16 protein-coding genes and 1 tRNA gene are annotated in these 17,046 nt (G+C 62.8%); 8 read left to right on the plus strand and 9 right to left on the minus strand.

The annotated features are described in order from the left end of the window. The first annotated feature begins 120 nt into the window (after positions 1 to 120). Both GSQ90_RS15120 and GSQ90_RS15125 read left to right on the plus strand, forming a co-directional pair. Positions 121 to 576: a DMT family transporter gene (locus tag GSQ90_RS15120; RefSeq protein WP_158815674.1), complete on the plus strand. Its 456-nt coding sequence runs from the start codon at positions 121 to 123 to the stop codon at positions 574 to 576. Positions 577 to 822: 246 nt separating this feature from the next. Further along, positions 823 to 2,049, plus strand: coding sequence for a hypothetical protein (locus GSQ90_RS15125; RefSeq protein WP_158815675.1), 1,227 nt, complete (start codon positions 823 to 825; stop codon positions 2,047 to 2,049). Between the two features lie 36 nt (positions 2,050 to 2,085). On the opposite strand, the gene GSQ90_RS15130 is transcribed toward GSQ90_RS15125, so the two are convergent. Continuing rightward, a complete protein-coding gene (locus GSQ90_RS15130; RefSeq protein ID WP_158815676.1) occupies positions 2,086 to 3,687 on the minus strand; it encodes a glucan biosynthesis protein in 1,602 nt (533 codons plus the stop codon). Positions 3,688 to 3,853: 166 nt separating this feature from the next. Here GSQ90_RS15130 and GSQ90_RS15135 point away from each other — a divergent pair, with 166 nt between their 5' ends. Together GSQ90_RS15135 and GSQ90_RS15140 are read left to right on the plus strand one after the other, a co-directional pair. Continuing rightward, the gene (locus GSQ90_RS15135) at positions 3,854 to 4,300 is read left to right on the plus strand and encodes a DUF983 domain-containing protein (protein ID WP_158815677.1); all 447 of its coding nucleotides are present in this window, start codon (positions 3,854 to 3,856) and stop codon (positions 4,298 to 4,300) included. Positions 4,301 to 4,303: 3 nt separating this feature from the next. Continuing rightward, positions 4,304 to 5,038 (plus strand): SURF1 family protein, encoded by a 735-nt coding sequence (locus GSQ90_RS15140; RefSeq protein WP_158815678.1) that lies wholly within the window; start codon positions 4,304 to 4,306, stop codon positions 5,036 to 5,038. Positions 5,039 to 5,048: 10 nt separating this feature from the next. On the opposite strand, the gene GSQ90_RS15145 is transcribed toward GSQ90_RS15140, so the two are convergent. Continuing rightward, positions 5,049 to 5,123 (minus strand) — tRNA-Val (locus tag GSQ90_RS15145). Between the two features lie 216 nt (positions 5,124 to 5,339). On the opposite strand from GSQ90_RS15145, the gene GSQ90_RS15150 reads away from it, so the two are divergent. The 3 genes from GSQ90_RS15150 to GSQ90_RS15160 all read left to right on the plus strand — a co-directional run bounded on the left by GSQ90_RS15150 (position 5,340) and on the right by GSQ90_RS15160 (position 7,311). Next, entirely contained in the window at positions 5,340 to 5,621 is a 282-nt protein-coding gene (locus GSQ90_RS15150; protein WP_246731620.1) for a type II toxin-antitoxin system RelE/ParE family toxin, read from the plus strand. Between the two features lie 50 nt (positions 5,622 to 5,671). Then, positions 5,672 to 6,013, plus strand: a complete 342-nt coding sequence (locus GSQ90_RS15155) for a DNA-binding transcriptional regulator (protein ID WP_158815680.1) — start codon at positions 5,672 to 5,674, stop codon at positions 6,011 to 6,013. Positions 6,014 to 6,273: 260 nt separating this feature from the next. Further along, the gene (locus GSQ90_RS15160; protein ID WP_158815681.1) at positions 6,274 to 7,311 is read left to right on the plus strand and encodes an aspartate-semialdehyde dehydrogenase; all 1,038 of its coding nucleotides are present in this window, start codon (positions 6,274 to 6,276) and stop codon (positions 7,309 to 7,311) included. 664 nt (positions 7,312 to 7,975) lie between these two features. Here the strand turns inward: GSQ90_RS15160 and GSQ90_RS15165 are convergent. Continuing rightward, positions 7,976 to 8,893 carry a LysR family transcriptional regulator gene (locus GSQ90_RS15165; RefSeq protein WP_158815682.1) on the minus strand — a complete coding sequence of 306 codons (918 nt, stop codon included), beginning with the start codon at positions 8,891 to 8,893 and terminating at the stop codon, positions 7,976 to 7,978. A gap of 119 nt (positions 8,894 to 9,012) precedes the next feature. On the opposite strand from GSQ90_RS15165, the gene GSQ90_RS15170 reads away from it, so the two are divergent. Continuing rightward, positions 9,013 to 9,861: an oxidoreductase gene (locus GSQ90_RS15170; RefSeq protein WP_158815683.1), complete on the plus strand. Its 849-nt coding sequence runs from the start codon at positions 9,013 to 9,015 to the stop codon at positions 9,859 to 9,861. A 43-nt stretch (positions 9,862 to 9,904) separates the two neighbouring features. Here GSQ90_RS15170 and GSQ90_RS15175 read toward each other — a convergent pair whose 3' ends face one another. The 6 genes from GSQ90_RS15175 to GSQ90_RS15200 form a co-directional block, all read right to left on the minus strand. Beyond that, positions 9,905 to 10,303, minus strand: a complete 399-nt coding sequence (locus GSQ90_RS15175) for a F0F1 ATP synthase subunit epsilon (RefSeq protein ID WP_158815684.1) — start codon at positions 10,301 to 10,303, stop codon at positions 9,905 to 9,907. Between the two features lie 234 nt (positions 10,304 to 10,537). Then, positions 10,538 to 11,980 (minus strand): F0F1 ATP synthase subunit beta, encoded by a 1,443-nt coding sequence (gene atpD / locus GSQ90_RS15180; protein ID WP_158815685.1) that lies wholly within the window; start codon positions 11,978 to 11,980, stop codon positions 10,538 to 10,540. A 56-nt stretch (positions 11,981 to 12,036) separates the two neighbouring features. Continuing rightward, the gene (locus GSQ90_RS15185; RefSeq protein WP_158815686.1) at positions 12,037 to 12,906 is read right to left on the minus strand and encodes a F0F1 ATP synthase subunit gamma; all 870 of its coding nucleotides are present in this window, start codon (positions 12,904 to 12,906) and stop codon (positions 12,037 to 12,039) included. Between the two features lie 155 nt (positions 12,907 to 13,061). Continuing rightward, positions 13,062 to 14,591, minus strand: a complete 1,530-nt coding sequence (gene atpA / locus GSQ90_RS15190) for a F0F1 ATP synthase subunit alpha (protein ID WP_158815687.1) — start codon at positions 14,589 to 14,591, stop codon at positions 13,062 to 13,064. Continuing rightward, a complete protein-coding gene (locus GSQ90_RS15195) occupies positions 14,591 to 15,154 on the minus strand; it encodes a F0F1 ATP synthase subunit delta (protein ID WP_158815688.1) in 564 nt (187 codons plus the stop codon). Before GSQ90_RS15195 ends, atpA begins: the two co-directional genes overlap by 1 nt. Before the next feature lie 243 nt (positions 15,155 to 15,397). Continuing rightward, positions 15,398 to 17,002, minus strand: coding sequence for a Na+/H+ antiporter (locus tag GSQ90_RS15200; RefSeq protein WP_158815689.1), 1,605 nt, complete (start codon positions 17,000 to 17,002; stop codon positions 15,398 to 15,400). Between the last annotated feature and the right edge of the window lie 44 nt (positions 17,003 to 17,046).

Raw genomic sequence — 17,046 nt, forward strand, 5'->3', positions numbered from 1 at the left:
CGAGGTCGACGCATCTCTCGCGCGGCGCATTTCCTTGCGCCGCGCTTTTTTTCGCGCGAACAGCGCGATGGCGAAAGCCATTCGCCGTTCATTATGTTCTGACGCATCAAAGGTCGCGCCATGTCGCCCCTCTCTATTTTGCTTTCGCTTCTGGCGCTTATCGCGGGCTTCCTGTTCCCCTTTCAAGCCGTCATCAATGCGCAACTTGGGCGCGGCATCGGCGGCCCGATCGCGGCGACAATGATTTCTTTCGCCGTCGGTTTGATTGTTCTCGTCGCGGTTAATTTCCTTGCTTTTCGTCAAATACCAGCGCTCGACGATCTCACGAAACAGCCGCTTTATTTGCTACTCGCTGGCGGGGCGCTCGGCGCGATCTATGTGAGCGCCAATGTCTTTCTGGCGCCGCGCATTGGCGCTGGCGCCTTGCTTTGCCTCGTTGTCGCCGGGCAACTGATTGGCGCGCTGGCCATCGATCGCTTCGGCCTGTTTGGCCTCGCTATCCGGGAACTGACGCTTGGCCGGGTCGCGGGCGTGTTTCTCGTATTCGTCGGCGCCTTGCTGGTGCGGTTGACGTAACGGAAGGCGCGCGAGCCCCAGCCGGCAACGCGCAATTCCGAAGTCGCGGCATTATACCCCGTTATAACAACGAGATAAGCCTCAACATCGTGATTTTTAGCCCGCCGAACAATGCGGCTTCAGCCAATTAGGCCGTCCGCCGCCCCCGATTCGTACCAATATTGCAACGGCACTGTTGCCGTAACCCCACAGTGTTCCCCACCGCGGTGCGGTATGATGCCTGAATTCTATTGAGACCTCCCAAGAATGGCCAATTTCTCGATCCCAGCCTCCAACGACGCCGCAGAGGACGCCGCGCGCCTGCTGCAACGACTCGGCTATGTCGTTCTGGCGCTGGGGGCGCCTTGCGCCGAGGCTCTTTCGTCGCGTGCAATTTTCTTGTTCTTCCCGATCGGCATGGCGCTCCTGCTTGTCGCCGCCTTGCTCAGTCCGGTCCAGGGCGTTGGAGAGCGCCTCAATCAAGCGCTCTGGTCCCCGTTGGGATTGGTCAGCCTCGCACTTTTCGCCTGGAGCGCACTGTCATTGGCCTGGACGCCGTTTCCCGTCGAGGCGGTCGAGCATCTCTTCAAACTGGTGGGAACCGCATTGGTGGTTATCGTCGGGATCGCCTGCTCACGAGACCATATGCGGGCGGCGGACCTCTATTTGTTTCCGGTCGGCGTCGTTTTGGCGATGCTGGCGATCCTCGCGCTGGCCTTGGCGGACCATGCGGGCATAGGGTCCTATGCCGAGAGGATCGAGCGCAGCGGCGTCGCGCTTGTCGTCATGTTATGGCCCGCGATGGCGGGCCTGGCGGCGCGCGGACGCACCGGCCTGGCGCGTCTGCTCATGATCCTGACGGCGGCGTTCATTTTCGCCATTGGCGCGCCCGTCACGGCGGCGGCGCTGTTTGTCGGCCTTCTCGCGCTGTCTTTCGCCATGTCCGACGTCAAACGAACGGTCTTCGACTTAGGCGTTCTGGCGGCGGCGATCGTCGTGCTCTCGCCGCTGGCGCCCGCCATTTCGCCAACGCTGGCGCGGTGGTTCTTCCATGCGAAGCTTTCAAGCCTGTCGGGACCTTTTGCGCCGCTGGCCGGCGCCGCCGAGATTCTGCTGCATGAGCCGTTCCGACTATTCACAGGCCATGGGATCGACACCTCGATCCGAGGCGTGGAAACGGGTCTGACGGCGCCCATTCCTCGCGTCGGTCTCTTCGAGATTTGGTACGAACTAGGGATCATCGGCGCGCTGCTTGGCGCGGCGCTCACATGGCTGGGGTTCCGCGGCGTCGGCGCCACAGGGGCAAAGATCGCGCCCTATCTGTTGGCGGCTTTTGCCTGCGATCTGACTCTAGCGTTCCTGTCCGAGGATTTCTCGCAAATGTCCTGGGTGACTTTGCTTGCGGTGAGCGCCATCTCCGCTGGCGCGGCGGCCCGCAGTCAATATCGCACCAAACGCCCTTCCGCCACGACGACGCAGCAAGCAAGCCTGTGAACGCGCATGAGGAATGGCGAGTGACGGCTCCGCGACTTAAAACGGATGGTATTGGAACATCCAGGTCTCTGTGAGAGTCTCGCCATTGGCCTGCAGGAAGCAGCGTAATTCGACCGGATCGGGTCCGCTGACAGGGTCAAGGTCGAACTGGACGCGCCAATGTCCGGGGACGTCGTCGGGAACCGCTTCAACGAGCTTATAGGTCGAGAACGAACCGCGCGAGGCGCTGAGCACCGGCTCGGGCACCGCTCCATAGGGAAGGCTGGCGAGCGGGCCGCCTAAAAATTCGACCATGAACTTGCGTACGCCCGGAGGCCGCGGCAGACCCGCCTGCCCGCCCCTGCCCAGGCGCGTGGCGACGCAGCGTCCCAACTTGGACGGGTAAGGTTCGTCAGCGAGCCAATGCAGGCGATAAGAAAGATCGATCTGCGCATTGGCGGGAATCGGCTTCTCGGGCACCCACATGGCGACGACATTGTCGTGGATTTCGTCATCGGTCGGGATTTCGCAGAGCTGAATGGCGCCCTTGCCCCAGCCCTCGCCCTGCGGACCGGGCAAAGGCTCGACCCAAAGACTCGGACGGCGATCGTAGTTGACGCCGTCGAGATAATGGTCGAACACGCGATCGCGCTGAAGCAGGCCGAAGCCGCGCGGATTATTGTCCGAAAAGGCCGAGACCATGATGCGCGGCGGATTGTTGAGGGGACGCCAGAGCCGCTCGCCATTGCCGCTCCACATCGCCAGCCCATCCGAATCATGCACCTCGGGACGCCAGTCGATAGCCGTCTCTTTCTTGGTCTCGGAGAACCAGTACATCGAGGTCAAAGCGCCAATGCCGAAGCGTGAAACGGGGGCGCGCATGAAGAGCGACGAATCGATGTCCATCACGACGCCTTTGCCTCGCTTCATGATGAAGCGATAGGCGCCGACGATCGAAGGCCCTTCCATCAATGCATAAAGGGTGACGCTGTCGGCGCCCTCATTCGAATCGATGAAGAAATTGGTGAAGTCCGGGAATTCCTCGGGATGATCGTCGACTGCGACGTTGAGCGCAATGCCGCGCGCGGACAGGCCATATTGCCGGAGCTCGCCGATCGAACGGAAATAGGCCGCGCCGAGGAACGCCACCCAATCGTTCTTGTGCCAGTCGAGGGCGCCGTCGCGCGATTCCTGGATGCGAAAGCCGGCAAAGCCCGCCCCCTCCGGCATTTGCCGCGCAACCGAATCGGCGGGCATGTCGAAATAGGACTGATCGTAGATGATCTTGCGCGATTGACCGCCTTCGATCACATGAAGATCGACCGCCTTCTGGAAAAACAATCCTAAGTGAAAGAATTCGACGGGAAAGCGACCCGGGCCGTCGGCGAAAAGAGCGTGGTCGGTGCGGAACGTGATCTTGCCCCATTCCTCGTAATTGATCTTTTGAACAACCTGGGGCGCCGGATGCGCCGGCCCGACATAAGCCGAGCGCGCCATGTCCTTGGCGCGCGCCTTTAGTCCGTCATAGGAAAATGCGACCGGCTCGGTGAACCGCAGCGCTTCGGCGGCCTTCGCCTCGAAATCGGAAAGAGCGGCGAGACCGGCAGCCGTCGCGGCCGCGCCTTTCAACAGGGTGCGGCGATCAACCATGTCGGACATGAGAATCCTTTTTGGAGGGATGACGTTTCAGCGCTGCTTAAAGCATTTCTCGACCAAGTGGAATCAAGTTCAGGCGAAGAAAGAAGCGCCGGCAAATCGCCGCCGGCCCGATAGATTACGGGCTAGCGGCGCGAATGCCGCCGGAACGCCCGCGTGTTGCCATACAATGGCGCGGCGCCTATACCCTACTGGCTCGCGCTTTCGCGAGGCTGTCGGCGGATTGTGCGTGCAAACGGGTTCTGACGACCAAGATTACCCACCGATCTCGCCCATTTCAGCGGGTTTGGCGGGGCGCTGTCCTCGATGCGGCGACGGCCGGATGTTTTCCGGATTCATCAACGTCGCGCCCCGTTGCGAGAATTGCGGTCTCGATTATTCCTTCGCCGAATCGGGCGACGGCCCGGCGGTGTTCGTCGCGTTGTTCGGCGGGTTCGTCGTCCTTGGCGCCGCGCTATGGACGGAGGTCGTCTATCAGCCGCCGATGTGGGTCCATATGGTCGTCTTCCTGCCGCTGACGCTGATCGTCTGCCTCGGTCTGCTGCGCCCTTTCAAGGGCCTGCTGATCGCTCTGCAATACCGCAACAAGGCGGAACTCGGCCGGCTCAAGGGCTGAGCGATGTCGGCAAGGCTGCGATCCCTGCTTTGGCTCGGCCTGTTCGCTCTAGTGGGTCTGGCGGGCCTGCTCTGGCTTGGCTTCTGGCAATTGGACCGCCTCGCCTGGAAGGAAAACCTGATCGCTGAGGTACAGGCGCGCGTCGCCGCGCCGCCGGTCGAGGCGCCGCCCGAGGCCGATTGGGCGAAGCTCGCGCCAAACGACTACGAATATCGCCATGTGCGCCTCAGCGGCGTCTATGAGCTCGGCCGCCAGGTTTTTGTCTTTCGCGCGCTGGACAATCCGCATGGCCGCTTCAGCGGCCCCGGCTATCTCGTCCTGACGCCGCTGCGCCTCGCCGATGGCCCTGTTGTCATCGTCAATCGCGGATTCATTCCCAACGATCAAAAGGCGCGATTCGCCGCGCAATCGGACAAAGCGTCGGGAGAGACTGTCGTGACGGGATTGATGCGCGCGAGCGAACCGCGCACCTGGTTCACGCCGCCCGACGACGCCGCGCACGGCCAATGGTTCACGCGCGATCCCGGCGCGATCGCCGCCGCGCTCAAGCTGGAGCGCGCAGCGCCGTTTACGATCGACGCGGACGCGACGGGAAGCCCGGGCGACCTGCCGCAAGGAGGCGAGACAATTCTCGCCTTCCCCAACAATCACCTGGGATACGCCTTCACCTGGTTCGGGATGGCGCTGGCTTTGGCCGGCGTATTCTGCGCCTACGCCGTGACGCGGCTGCGGGCCTAAAGCTTAGAAATGGTGGGCACGACAGGGATTGAACCTGTGACCCCTCCCATGTCAAGGGAGTGCTCTCCCGCTGAGCTACGCGCCCATCTCCGACCCGAGCCGCGAGGCTCCGACGTGAGAAGGTCGGCGGGGTATAGCGACTCATCGCGGAGCGCGCAATCCCGATTCAACGCGGCGTTCAATCACCGATAATCCAACCTTGTCCCATCTACCCCTTTGGGGTATGAGAAGGGGGAGGATGGCGCCTTCCCTAATCACAGTTGTCGAGACGAGCCCCTATCTCAAAATGGGCGCCGATATCATGGACGAGGCCGAAAGGACCGTTGTGATCAACATGATTGCTGCGGACCCGCAATCGGGTGATGTGATCCGGGACACCGGAGGTCTACGAAAGGTGAGAATTCCTTTGCAAGGTCGGGGCAAGCGTGGGGGCGGCAGGCTCATCACCTTTTTCCACGATATGGGAATGCCGGTGTTTCTGATCGCTGTTTACGCCAAAAGCGACCAAACGGATCTCGACCCGCTGCAACGCAAGCAGGCGAGAGCGCTGACTGACGCAATCCGCGCGCAGTATGGAAGATAAAGCAGTCGCCCAGGGTGCTCATGCCCGCCGAGATTACGAAAGATAAGTCGATGAACAAGAAAGACTTCGAGACGCTGATCGCGGGGCTTGGCGACGCCTTGTCTTACGCCAAAGGGCAGCCGAGTCCCGGCGCGAGAGTCCATAAAGTGAAGGTCGACCGCACCTTCGTCGCGACGACACGATTGAACGCCGGCTTGACGCAGGAGGAATTTGCCAAGGTCACGGGCGCCTCTCTCGGCACGGTGCGCAAGTGGGAACGCGGCGAGCGCTCGCCATCCGGCGCTGCTGGAATGCTCGTGCGAATTCTTGCGCGCAAACCCAAACTGGTGATTGAGGAAGCCGGGATCAGACCGGCGAAGACGCGTCGCCAGCGCCAAACCAAGGCGGCGTGAACTTTACGCAAGCGCCGATTGACTTGGGCGTCGCGACGTGGTTTCCAACGTCCTGCGCTACAAGTGAGACGAGCGCCTGAGCGAACCATGACCATCGCAATGTCCAAACGGCTGACGAAAACCCAGCCCGCCGCCCGCAAAGGCGGCGCGACGCTTTAGTCTTGCCCTCAGCTCCGGTTCCTCCCCCGGCGGGGGTTTTGAGGAACCAGCCCCCAGGGGCGACGCGGGGGGAATATCGGTCAGCAAAAGGAAATCGTGAGATGGCAGGCTTCAAGGTCGCAATCGTCGGCGCGACGGGCAATGTGGGCCGCGAAATGCTCGACATATTGGCGGAGCGCCGCTTTCCCGTGAGCGAAGTCGTGGCGCTGGCTTCGTCTCGTTCATTGGGCCGCGAAGTGTCGTTCGGCGACAGGACGCTGAAGTGCAAAAATCTCGAGCACTACGATTTCTCGGACACCGACATCTGCCTGATGTCGGCGGGCGGCGCGGTGTCGAAGGAATGGTCGCCGAAGATTGGCGCCAAGGGCTGCGTCGTCATCGACAATTCCTCGGCCTGGCGCATGGACCCTGACGTGCCGCTGGTCGTGCCGGAAGTGAACGCGGACGCGGCCAAGGGCTTTTCCAAGAAATATATCATCGCCAATCCCAATTGCTCGACCGCGCAACTCGTCGTCGCCCTCAAGCCCTTGCACGACAAGGCGACGATCAAGCGCGTCATCGTCTCCACCTATCAATCGGTGTCGGGCGCGGGCAAGGACGCGATGGACGAATTATTCTCTCAGACCCGCGCCGTCTTTGTCTCCGATCCGGTCGAGGCCAAGAAATTCCCCAAGCGCATCGCTTTCAATGTGATCCCTGAGATCGACGTCTTCATGGAGGACGGCTTCACCAAAGAAGAGTGGAAGATGGTCGTCGAGACCAAGAAAATCCTCGACCCTAAGATCAAGCTTGTCGCGACCTGCGTGCGCGTGCCGGTCTTCATCGGCCATTCGGAGGCGGTCAATATCGAGTTCGAAAATCCGATCAGCGCCGATGAGGCGCGCGACATCTTGCGCGAAGCGCCGGGTTGCCTGGTCATCGACCGGCGCGAGTCCGGTGGCTACATCACTCCGCACGAAGCCGCCGGCGAGGATGCGACCTATATCTCGCGCATCCGCGAGGACCCGACCATCGACAACGGCCTCGTGCTGTGGTGCGTGTCGGACAATCTGCGCAAGGGCGCCGCGCTCAACGCGATCCAGATCGCCGAGGTTATCGTCAATCGCGGCTGGCTGAAGGCCAAGCAAAAGGTGGCGTGAAAGACGCCCGTCGCGCGGCCGCTTGCGACGCGCCAAACCGCCCTTCCGCCGATCGACAGGCGGGAGGGTTTCGAGCGACGCCTGGCGCCGCGCGCGAGGGCGACAAAAAGCGCCGATGGAATAGCCGCGGAATAGCCGGAGCGCCCGAAGGGCCAGAGAGGGTCCGTCGAAATTCCCGCTAAGTCCTTGATTTTTGGATGCGCGGAAGCGCCGATGCATCCGCGAAACGGGCGATATCAAAGACTTAACCCCCCTTTGGCCTTCCAAATCGAAATTTTCAGACGCAAAATCGCCTGCGCCTGACGGCAAAGCGGTCGCGCTGGCCGCGCGCTTTGGTCCAGGCGATCGGGTTTTCGGGCGGCGCGGACAGGCATTCAAAGCGGGCCTTCTTGTGAATTGTCCTTTTGGAAAACAACGCGGAAAGATTATCATAAATTCGTATTTTCAGAAAGAATATTCGTGGATGCCGTCTTCGCGGCGATATATCACATGGATCGTTAAAATCCATTTATTTACAGTGAAATATAGACGCGCAAAGGAAGCAGAATTTATCCGTTGATTGCATGGCGGAGCGGCCTCCATGCAATCAATGGAAGCGTGGCGCTGAGCCTAGCGCAAAGGCGTCCGGACGAAAGGACGACCGGCCCGACATTCCAAAGCGCCGCTAACCGCCCGCCTTCGCGTCCGGCGCCAGGACATCTCTGGCGGCGTCGATGAACGCGCGCAGTTTGGGCGCGTTCGATGCGTGACGCGGATAGTAGAGGAATAGGCCCGGCTCTTCGATCGCCGTCCGCGGCAGGAGTTGGACGAGCCGACCCTCTTCGATCTCGGTGCGGACCAGCGGTTCGAAGATATAGGCGATGCCGACGCCCTCGAGCGCGAGAGCTTTGGCGTAGGTCGAATCGGTGACGAGCGCCGTTCCCCTCACTTTGACCGAAACATCCTCGCCGTTCTGCGCGAGATCCCAGGCGTAAACGCCGCCCGATGCGATGAGCCGGTAGCCGATGCAATTGTGGCGCGCGAGATCCTCGATCGTCGCCGGCGCGCCGCGCGCTTCGATGTAGCTGGGGGCCGCGACAAGGATCGCCCGGAATGGCAGGGTGAGGCGAACGGCGATCATGTCCTGGGCGATCATGCCGCCGAGACGGACGCCGGCGTCAAAGCCGCCCGCCACAATATCCGTCAGGCCATCGTCCCCGGCGATCTCGACGACGAGATCGGGATGGCGCCGTGCGAGTTCGATCAGGACGGGCGTGATCGCAATCGGCAAAGCGACGCGCGGCGCATTGATCCGCAACAGGCCTGTCACCTGTCCGCGCGCCGAGCGCAGACGCTCGATCGCGGCGCGAATGTCCTCGAACGCCGGGCTGAGCGACGCCATGAGGCTCGCGCCGGCTTCGGTCAGCGCCACGCTGCGGGTGGTCCGCGCGAACAGAGGCGCGCCGAGGCGCTCCTCCACCGTCTTGACGGCATGGCTCACCGCGGAGGCCCCCATGCCGAGTTCAGCGGCGGCCGCGCCGAAGCCGCCGCGCCGCGCGACGGCGAGAACGACCGGCAGATGAGCGAGCAGATCGCGATCCATTCATGAATCATATCGTATAACGCATGCTAACTAAACCAAATTGTCAATATATCTGACCCGTGACATCTTTCGATCGTTCGCCGCCGAGGCGCGAAACGCCAGATCGAAAGGAGCCTCCGATGCCAAATTCTCAAAAGACCTGGTTCATCACCGGCGCGTCCTCGGGCTTCGGCCGCGCCTTCGCCGCCTATGCCCTCTCGAAAGGGCATAATGTGGTCGCCACCGCCCGAGACGTTGCCAAGCTCGCCGACCTATCCGCGCAGGCCCCCGAGCGCGTCCTGGCTCTGACGCTCGACGTCACCCGCCCCGAGCACGCGCCCGCAGCCGTCCAAAGCGCCGTCGAACGTTTCGGTCGGATCGATGTCGTCATCAACAACGCCGGCTATGGAATCGTCGGCGCGGTCGAGGAAACCCCTGAGGCGGAATTGCGCGCGCTGATGGAGACCAATTTCTTCGGCATGGCTGCGGTCACACAAGCCGTGCTGCCCATTCTGCGCGCCCAACGTTCGGGAGCCATCGTCAATATTTCGAGCATGGGCGGCCAAATGTCTTTCGCCGGCTTTGGCGCCTATTCCGCCTCGAAATTTGCGATGGAGGGCCTTTCGGAAGCGCTGGCGCTCGAAATGGCGCCGTTCGGCGTCAAAGTCCTGATCGTCGAGCCTGGCGCTTTTCGCACCGATCTGATGGGCGCGGCGCTTCGGCACATGCCCGCGCTCGGCGCCTATCGCGACACGGTCGGGGGCACGCGCGACTACGCGCGCGGCGCCCATCGCACGCAGGCGGGCGACCCTCTCAAGGCCCCGGCGGCGATCGAAAAAGCGATTGACGCGGAAGCGACACCGCTCCGCCTGCAACTCGGGCAAGATGCGGTCGACGCGATCCGCGACCACGCCGAAACCTTGTTGCGTCAACTGAAGGCGTGGGAGCCGGTCGCCATCAACACGCGCCTCGATAGCGCGGACGTGTAAGGAACGCAGTCGGCGCGCTCATGGCGCGCCGGCCGATCGCGCGTCAGATTTTCAACGCGTCTTTCAGCTCTTTCAGCCGGTCGAGCTTTTCCTGCGCGAGGCGTTTCTGATCTTCGGTCGCGTCGGCAAGATCCTCCTCCGCGTCCTTGATCTCGCCGCCGAGGCGCTCGGCGCTGAGTTCATCGACCGGTATGGCGGTCTCAGCCAGCAGGATGAGCCCGGCCGCGCTGACATCGGCAAAGCCGCCGCGCACGAACAGGCGCGTATGCTTGCCCTGGGCTTCGCCGATATCGACGATGCCGGGCCGCAGCGAGGTCATGACCGGCGCATGGTCGCGCAGGACGACAAAATCGCCCTCGGTTCCCGGCACCAGCACATCCTCGGCCTCGCCGTTGAACAACAGCTTATCAGGCGAAACGAGTTCGAAGTGAAAACTGGCCATCGTCAATCCCGTCTCAAAACTGTCTACGAATCCGCATCAGCTAAATTGGCCGACACGTCCCCTCCCCCCTTGTGGGAGAGGGCTGGGGAGGGGGGTCGCGCTAACCTATCAAACCGTTGGCGCAATCCTTTTTGGATAGGTCGGTGCGACCCCCCAGCCCTGCCCTCCCCCACAAGGGGGGAGGGAGAAACAGCACCGCGCCCTTTCAACTCGTCGACAAGGCCGCCGCGCGGATCACGCCGCTTCCGCCGCGAGCTTCTTGGCCTTGTCGACAACCTGTTCGATCGTGCCGACCATATAGAATGCGGCTTCCGGCAGGCTGTCGTATTTGCCCTCGAGAATGCCCTTGAAGCCCTTGACCGTGTCCTCGATCTTGACCTGCACGCCGGGCGAGCCGGTGAACACGGCGGCGACGTCGAAAGGCTGCGACAGGAAGCGCTCGATCTTGCGCGCGCGCGCCACCGTCAGCTTGTCCTCTTCGGACAATTCATCCATGCCCAGAATGGCGATGATGTCCTGCAAAGCCTTGTAGCGCTGCAGCACCTGCTGCACCTGGCGCGCGACGGCGTAATGCTCCTCGCCGACGACGGCGGCGGTCAGCATGCGCGAGGTCGAATCGAGCGGATCGACGGCGGGATAAATGCCCTTTTCCGCGATCGAGCGCGACAGCACGGTGGTCGCGTCCAAATGGGCAAAGGAGGTCGCCGGCGCCGGATCGGTCAAATCGTCGGCGGGCACGTAGATCGCCTGCACCGATGTGATCGAACCCTTTGTCGTCGTCGTGATGCGCTCCTGCAATGCGCCCATGTCGGTAGCGAGCGTCGGCTGATAGCCCACCGCCGAAGGAATGCGCCCGAGCAAGGCCGACACTTCGGAGCCCGCCTGGGTGAAGCGGAAGATGTTGTCGACGAAGAACAGCACGTCCTGTCCCTGATCGCGGAAATGTTCGGCGACGGTGAGGCCTGACAAAGCCACGCGCATGCGGGCGCCCGGCGGCTCGTTCATCTGGCCGAACACCAGGGCGCATTTCGATTTGACGTCAGGGTCGGGATGATGGGGATCGGCGTTGACCTTCGATTCGATGAACTCGTGGTAGAGGTCGTTGCCCTCGCGGGTGCGCTCGCCGACGCCGGCGAACACCGAATTGCCGCCATGCGTCTTGGCGACATTGTTGATGAGCTCCTGAATGAGCACGGTCTTGCCGACGCCCGCGCCGCCGAACAGGCCGATCTTGCCGCCCTTGGCGTAGGGCGCGAGCAGATCGACGACCTTGATGCCGGTGACGAGAATCTGCGCTTCCGTCGATTGCTCGGCATAGGACGGCGTCGGCTGGTGGATCGCGCGCCGCGCCTCGGCGGGGATCGGGCCAGCCTCGTCGACCGGCTCGCCGATGACGTTCATGATGCGCCCGAGCGTTCCCGCGCCGACGGGAACGGAGATCGGCACGCCCGTGTCGGTCACGTCCTGGCCGCGCACCAGGCCCTCGGAAATGTCCATCGCGATGCAGCGCACCGAGCTTTCGCCAAGATGCTGCGCGACTTCAAGCACGAGGCGCGAACCGTTGTTGGTCGTCTCCAGCGCGTTGAGAATTTCCGGCAGATGGCCGTCGAACTTCACGTCGACGACGGCGCCGATCACCTGGGTGACGCGGCCGGTCGGTCTGTTGGCGTTTGCCATGTCTGTCGTCCTCGCTTCGCAATGGGCCGCGCTCATCAAGCGCGGCATAGATGGGCTCAGAGCGCCTCAGCGCCCGAGATGATTTCGATCAGTTCCTTGGTGATCATCGCCTGACGCGTGCGATTATAGCGTTGCGTCAGCTTCTTGATCATTTCGCCGGCGTTGCGCGTCGCATTGTCCATCGCGCTCATCTGCGAGCCGTAGAAGGACGCCATATTCTCGAGCAGCGCGCGATAGATGCGCACGGCGACGGCGCTCGGCAGCAATTGCGCGAGAATCTCGCCCTCTTCCGGTTCGTAATCATAGGTCGGCGCGTTCTCGTCCGATTTCTCGAATTCGGGCGGAATCAATTGCTGGGCGGTCGGGATCTGCGCGATCACCGATTTGAAACGCGCGTAGAACAAGGTGCAGACGTCGAACTCGCCGGCCTCGAAGAGATCGAGGACCTTTTTGGCGATCGGCTGCGCGTTGGCGTAGCCGAGCGTGCGCACGGCGCGCAGATCGACGAGGTCGATGATCTGCTTTTCAAACGTGCGGCGAAGCTGGTCATAGCCCTTCTTGCCGACGCAAATGATCTTGATCGTCTTGCCCTGCGCGATCAGCGCATTGGCCTTTTCGCGCGCCAGGCGCACGATCGACGTGTTGAAGGCGCCGCACAGGCCGCGCTCGCCCGTGCAGACGAGAAGAAGATGGGTCTGTTGGGCGCCGGTGCCGGTCAAGAGCTTCGGTCCTTGCGCGCCGTCGACGGCGCCGCCGGCCAGATTGGTCAGCACCGTTTCGATGCGCTCGGCATAGGGACGCGCGGCTTCAGCGGCGGCCTGGGCGCGGCGCAGCTTGGCGACCGCGACCATCTGCATCGCCTTGGTGATCTTCTGCGTCGACTTGACGGAGGCGATCCGGTTTCTGAGGTCCTTTAAGGACGGCATCGCTTAGGCTCTCCAGGCGCGTCCCCTCCCCCCTTGTGGGGGAGGGTTAGGGAGGGGGGTCGCGCCGCCCTAACAGATTGAAACGAAATTATTCCTAGGGATGGGACAGTGCGACCCCCACCCCAACCCTCCCCCACAAGGGGGAGGGAGAAACATTAAGCAAAGCTCTTGGCGTAGGCCTCGACCACCGCCTTGAGTTTGGCCGAAGTGTCGTCCGACAAATCGCGCGAAGTGCGGATCGTCTCAAGAATCTCAGGGTTCTTGGTGCGCAGCGTCGACAGCAATCCGTCCTCGAACGCCTTGACGCGATCGAGCGGCAATTTGTCGAGATAGCCGTTGACGCCGCAATAGATCGAACAGACCTGTTCTTCCATCTTGAGCGGCGCAAATTGCGCCTGCTTGAGAAGTTCGGTCAGGCGCGAACCGCGATTCAGCAGGCGCTGCGTCGTTGCGTCGAGATCGGAGCCGAACTGCGCGAAGGCCGCCATTTCGCGATATTGCGCGAGCTCGCCCTTGATCTTGCCCGCGACCTTCTTCATCGCCTTGGTCTGCGCGGCGGAGCCGACTCGCGACACGGACAGACCGACGTTCACCGCCGGGCGAATGCCCTGGTAGAACAGATCGGTCTCCAGGAATATCTGGCCGTCGGTGATCGAAATCACATTGGTCGGGATATAGGCCGAAACGTCATTGGCCTGCGTCTCGATGACCGGCAGGGCGGTCAGCGATCCCGCGCCGTGCTCGTCGTTCATCTTGGCGGCGCGCTCGAGCAAGCGCGAATGCAGATAGAACACGTCGCCGGGATAGGCTTCGCGGCCCGGCGGGCGGCGCAGCAGCAGCGACATCTGGCGATAGGCGACCGCCTGCTTGGACAGATCGTCATAGATCATCAAGGCATGCATGCCGTTGTCGCGGAAGAATTCGCCCATCGCGCAGCCGGAGAACGGCGCCAGGAACTGCATCGGCGCCGGATCGGAGGCGGTGGCGGCGACGATGATCGTATATTCAAGCGCGCCATGCTCTTCGAGAACCTTGGCGAACTGGGCGACCGTCGAGCGCTTCTGTCCGATGGCGACATAGACGCAGTAAAGCTTGGCCTTTTCGTCCGTGCCCTGATTGATCGACTTCTGGTTGAGAATCGCATCGAGCGCCAAAGCCGTCTTGCCGGTCTGACGATCGCCGATGATCAGTTCGCGCTGGCCGCGGCCGATCGGGATCAAGGCGTCGACGGCCTTGAGGCCTGTCGCCATCGGCTCATGCACGGATTTGCGCGGAATGATGCCGGGCGCCTTGACGTCGACGCGGGCGCGCTTGGCCGAAGTAATCGGGCCCTTGCCGTCGATCGGATTGCCGAGCGCGTCGACGACGCGGCCAAGCAGCTCCTTGCCGATCGGCACGTCGACGATGGCGCCGGTGCGCTTGACCGTCTGGCCTTCCTTGATGTCGCGTTCCGAGCCGAAAATCACGATGCCGACATTGTCGCTCTCGAGATTGAGCGCCATGCCGCGCACGCCGTTTTCGAACTCGACCATTTCGCCGGCCTGGACATTGTCGAGGCCATAGGCTCTGGCGATGCCGTCGCCGACCGACAGCACCTGACCAACTTCGGTCACCTCAGCTTCATTGCCGAAGCTGGCGATTTCGTTCTTGAGAATGGAGGAAATCTCAGCGGCGCGGATATCCATCAGCCGACCTCTTTCATACGGGTGCGAATTGCGTTGAGTTTGGTTTTAAGCGAGCCGTCGACCATGCGCGAGCCAAGCTTGACGATGAGGCCGCCAATGATCGAACGATCGGTTTTCACAGAAATCTCGACATCCTTGCCGCCGGTCACGCCTTTCAGCGCATCCTTCAGCGCCGCGACATGAGCGTCCGAGAGCGGAGCGGCGCTCGTCACTTCGGCGCGGGCGACGCCGCGATAGGAATCGTTGAGCTTGTCATAATCGGCGATCATGTCGCGGATCGCGAACAGCCGCCGTTTGGTTGCGACGAGCTTGATGAAATTGGCGGCGACTCCGGAAATGCCCGCCTTGTCGAGAAGGGCGCCGAGCGCCTTCACCTGATCTTCCGCCGAAAAAATCGGGCTGCGCACGAGGCGCTCAAGATCGGGGCTCTCGGCGATCATTCCGCCGAATGTTTTAAGGGCGGCGGCGACCTGATCGGTCTGCTGCCCTTCTCTCGCCAGCGAGAACAAAGCCGAGGCGTAGCGCCCCGCCATTCCCGAAACGATGTTTTCCTCTTGCGCCAATGTGTTCGGTCTCTCGATGGCTCTGCCGCAGGGCTCGCGCCGCCGTAAAGCGGCCGCCAAACCCTGGGATCGAAGTTGGGAAGCCTCGCGGCGAGGCCCGCGCCCCCCGGACCCCAAGGCGCGGGTTGCCTAACATAGGACTTTTGACCGCGCAACCCGACTGAGGGGCCGCGGGCGCCGGGCGTCATAAATGGACGATTTGCCGCGTGGGCGGGGTATCCGCCGACGCGGCGCCGTTCCCGCCTAATCCTCGTCCCGCCGGTTGGCGAGACGAGCCTCGCGCAGATCGAGCTCCCGCTCGATGCGGCGGCGCGGTTCGTCCTTCAATTTGCCGTCGCGGAAAAGATCGTTGACGAGCTGACGCTCGGCGATAATCAGTTGAAGTTCGATCTCGTCGTGAAGACCCGCGAACGCGCTAGGCGGATCGCCGCCGCCGCCCTTCAGTTCGATATGCTGCAGTCGCGCGCGCTGAACGGCCCGGAGCGGATCGGCGATATCCTCCGACAGGGTCTTTTCCACCGCCAGTTGATCGAAACGCGCGATCGCCATCTCGACCGCCTGCCGCCGCGCCTGGCGCTCCTCGATTCGATCGGCTTGAAGTTCCCGCCGTCCCGCATTGGCCAGGCCAAGCACGCGGATGATCCAGGGCAGCAACAGGCCCTGGCCGACCAGCGTCACCAAAATGACGGAGAATGTCAGGAAAAGAATGAGATCGCGCTCGGGGAACGCCTGACCGCCCTCCGTCACCAGGGGGATCGCCAGCGCCGCCGCGAGCGAGACGACGCCGCGCACCCCCGCGGACGCTAACGCGAACGGCCATTGCCAGGGCGGCGAAGGATCGTTGCGCCGGATCGCGGGAACCAGCCAGCGCGGCAGATAAGTCGCGGGATACAGCCAGACGAAGCGGGCGACGATGACCACGGCGCTGACGAGCGCCGCGGAAGTGGCCAGTTCGGACAGCGAATAGCCGCGAATGCCGGCGACCACAGACCGCGCCTGCAGGCCGGTGATCAGGAACACCATGCCCTCGATCAGATAATTGAGGAAATCCCAGAAGAAGATGCCCTGGAGACGCGTCGCCGCGCTGATCAGCCGGAGCCCGTTCCAACTGATATAGAGCCCGGCTGTGACGGTCGCGAGCACGCCGGACCCGCCCATTTGTTCGGGCGGCCAATAGGCGAGAAACGGCGTCAAGATCGAAAGCGTAATCTCGATGCGCGGATCGCCAACCCACCGCCGCAGGCGCAGCATCAGCCAGCCGACCGCGATCCCCCAGAGGATTTCCCCGACGACGATGACGGCGAACGTCCCCACCGCCTGGCTGAACGAAAATACGCCAACGCTGACGGCGGCGACGGCAAAGCGGTAGAGGACGAGCGCCGTGGCGTCATTGGCGAGGCCTTCGCCTTCGAGAATAACGAGGAGGCGCCGGGGAACCTGCAGTCTGCGCGCGATGGAGAGCGGCGCCAGCGCGTCGGGCGGCGAGACGATCGCCCCCAGAAGAAACCCCAACGGCCAGGACAGGCCCAACAGATAATGCGTCGCCGCGGCCGTGGCGGCGGTCGTGAACAGGACGCAGCCCACCGCGAGCAGCGAAATCGGGCGCAGGTTGAAACGGAACTCGCGCCAGCTCATCGCGACGGCGGAGGAATAGATGATCGGCGGCAGCACCACCAGAAGCACGAATTCGGGGGCGATCTCGACCGTCGGCAGGCCTGGAACGAGGGCGAGCGCCACGCCGGTCAGCACCAGCAGAATGGACGGCGGAATCTTCAATCGCGCCGCGATGAAAGCCGCCGCGGCGATCACCGCCAGGAGAAACACCAGAGTCTGGATCGTGGGAATCATCGGCGCCTCGTCAGCGGTCGCGGCTTCAGGCGAGAGACGAGGGT

This window comes from Methylocapsa sp. S129 (assembly GCF_009765995.1).
In the GTDB taxonomy this organism is placed as follows: Bacteria; Pseudomonadota; Alphaproteobacteria; order Rhizobiales; family Beijerinckiaceae; genus Roseiarcus.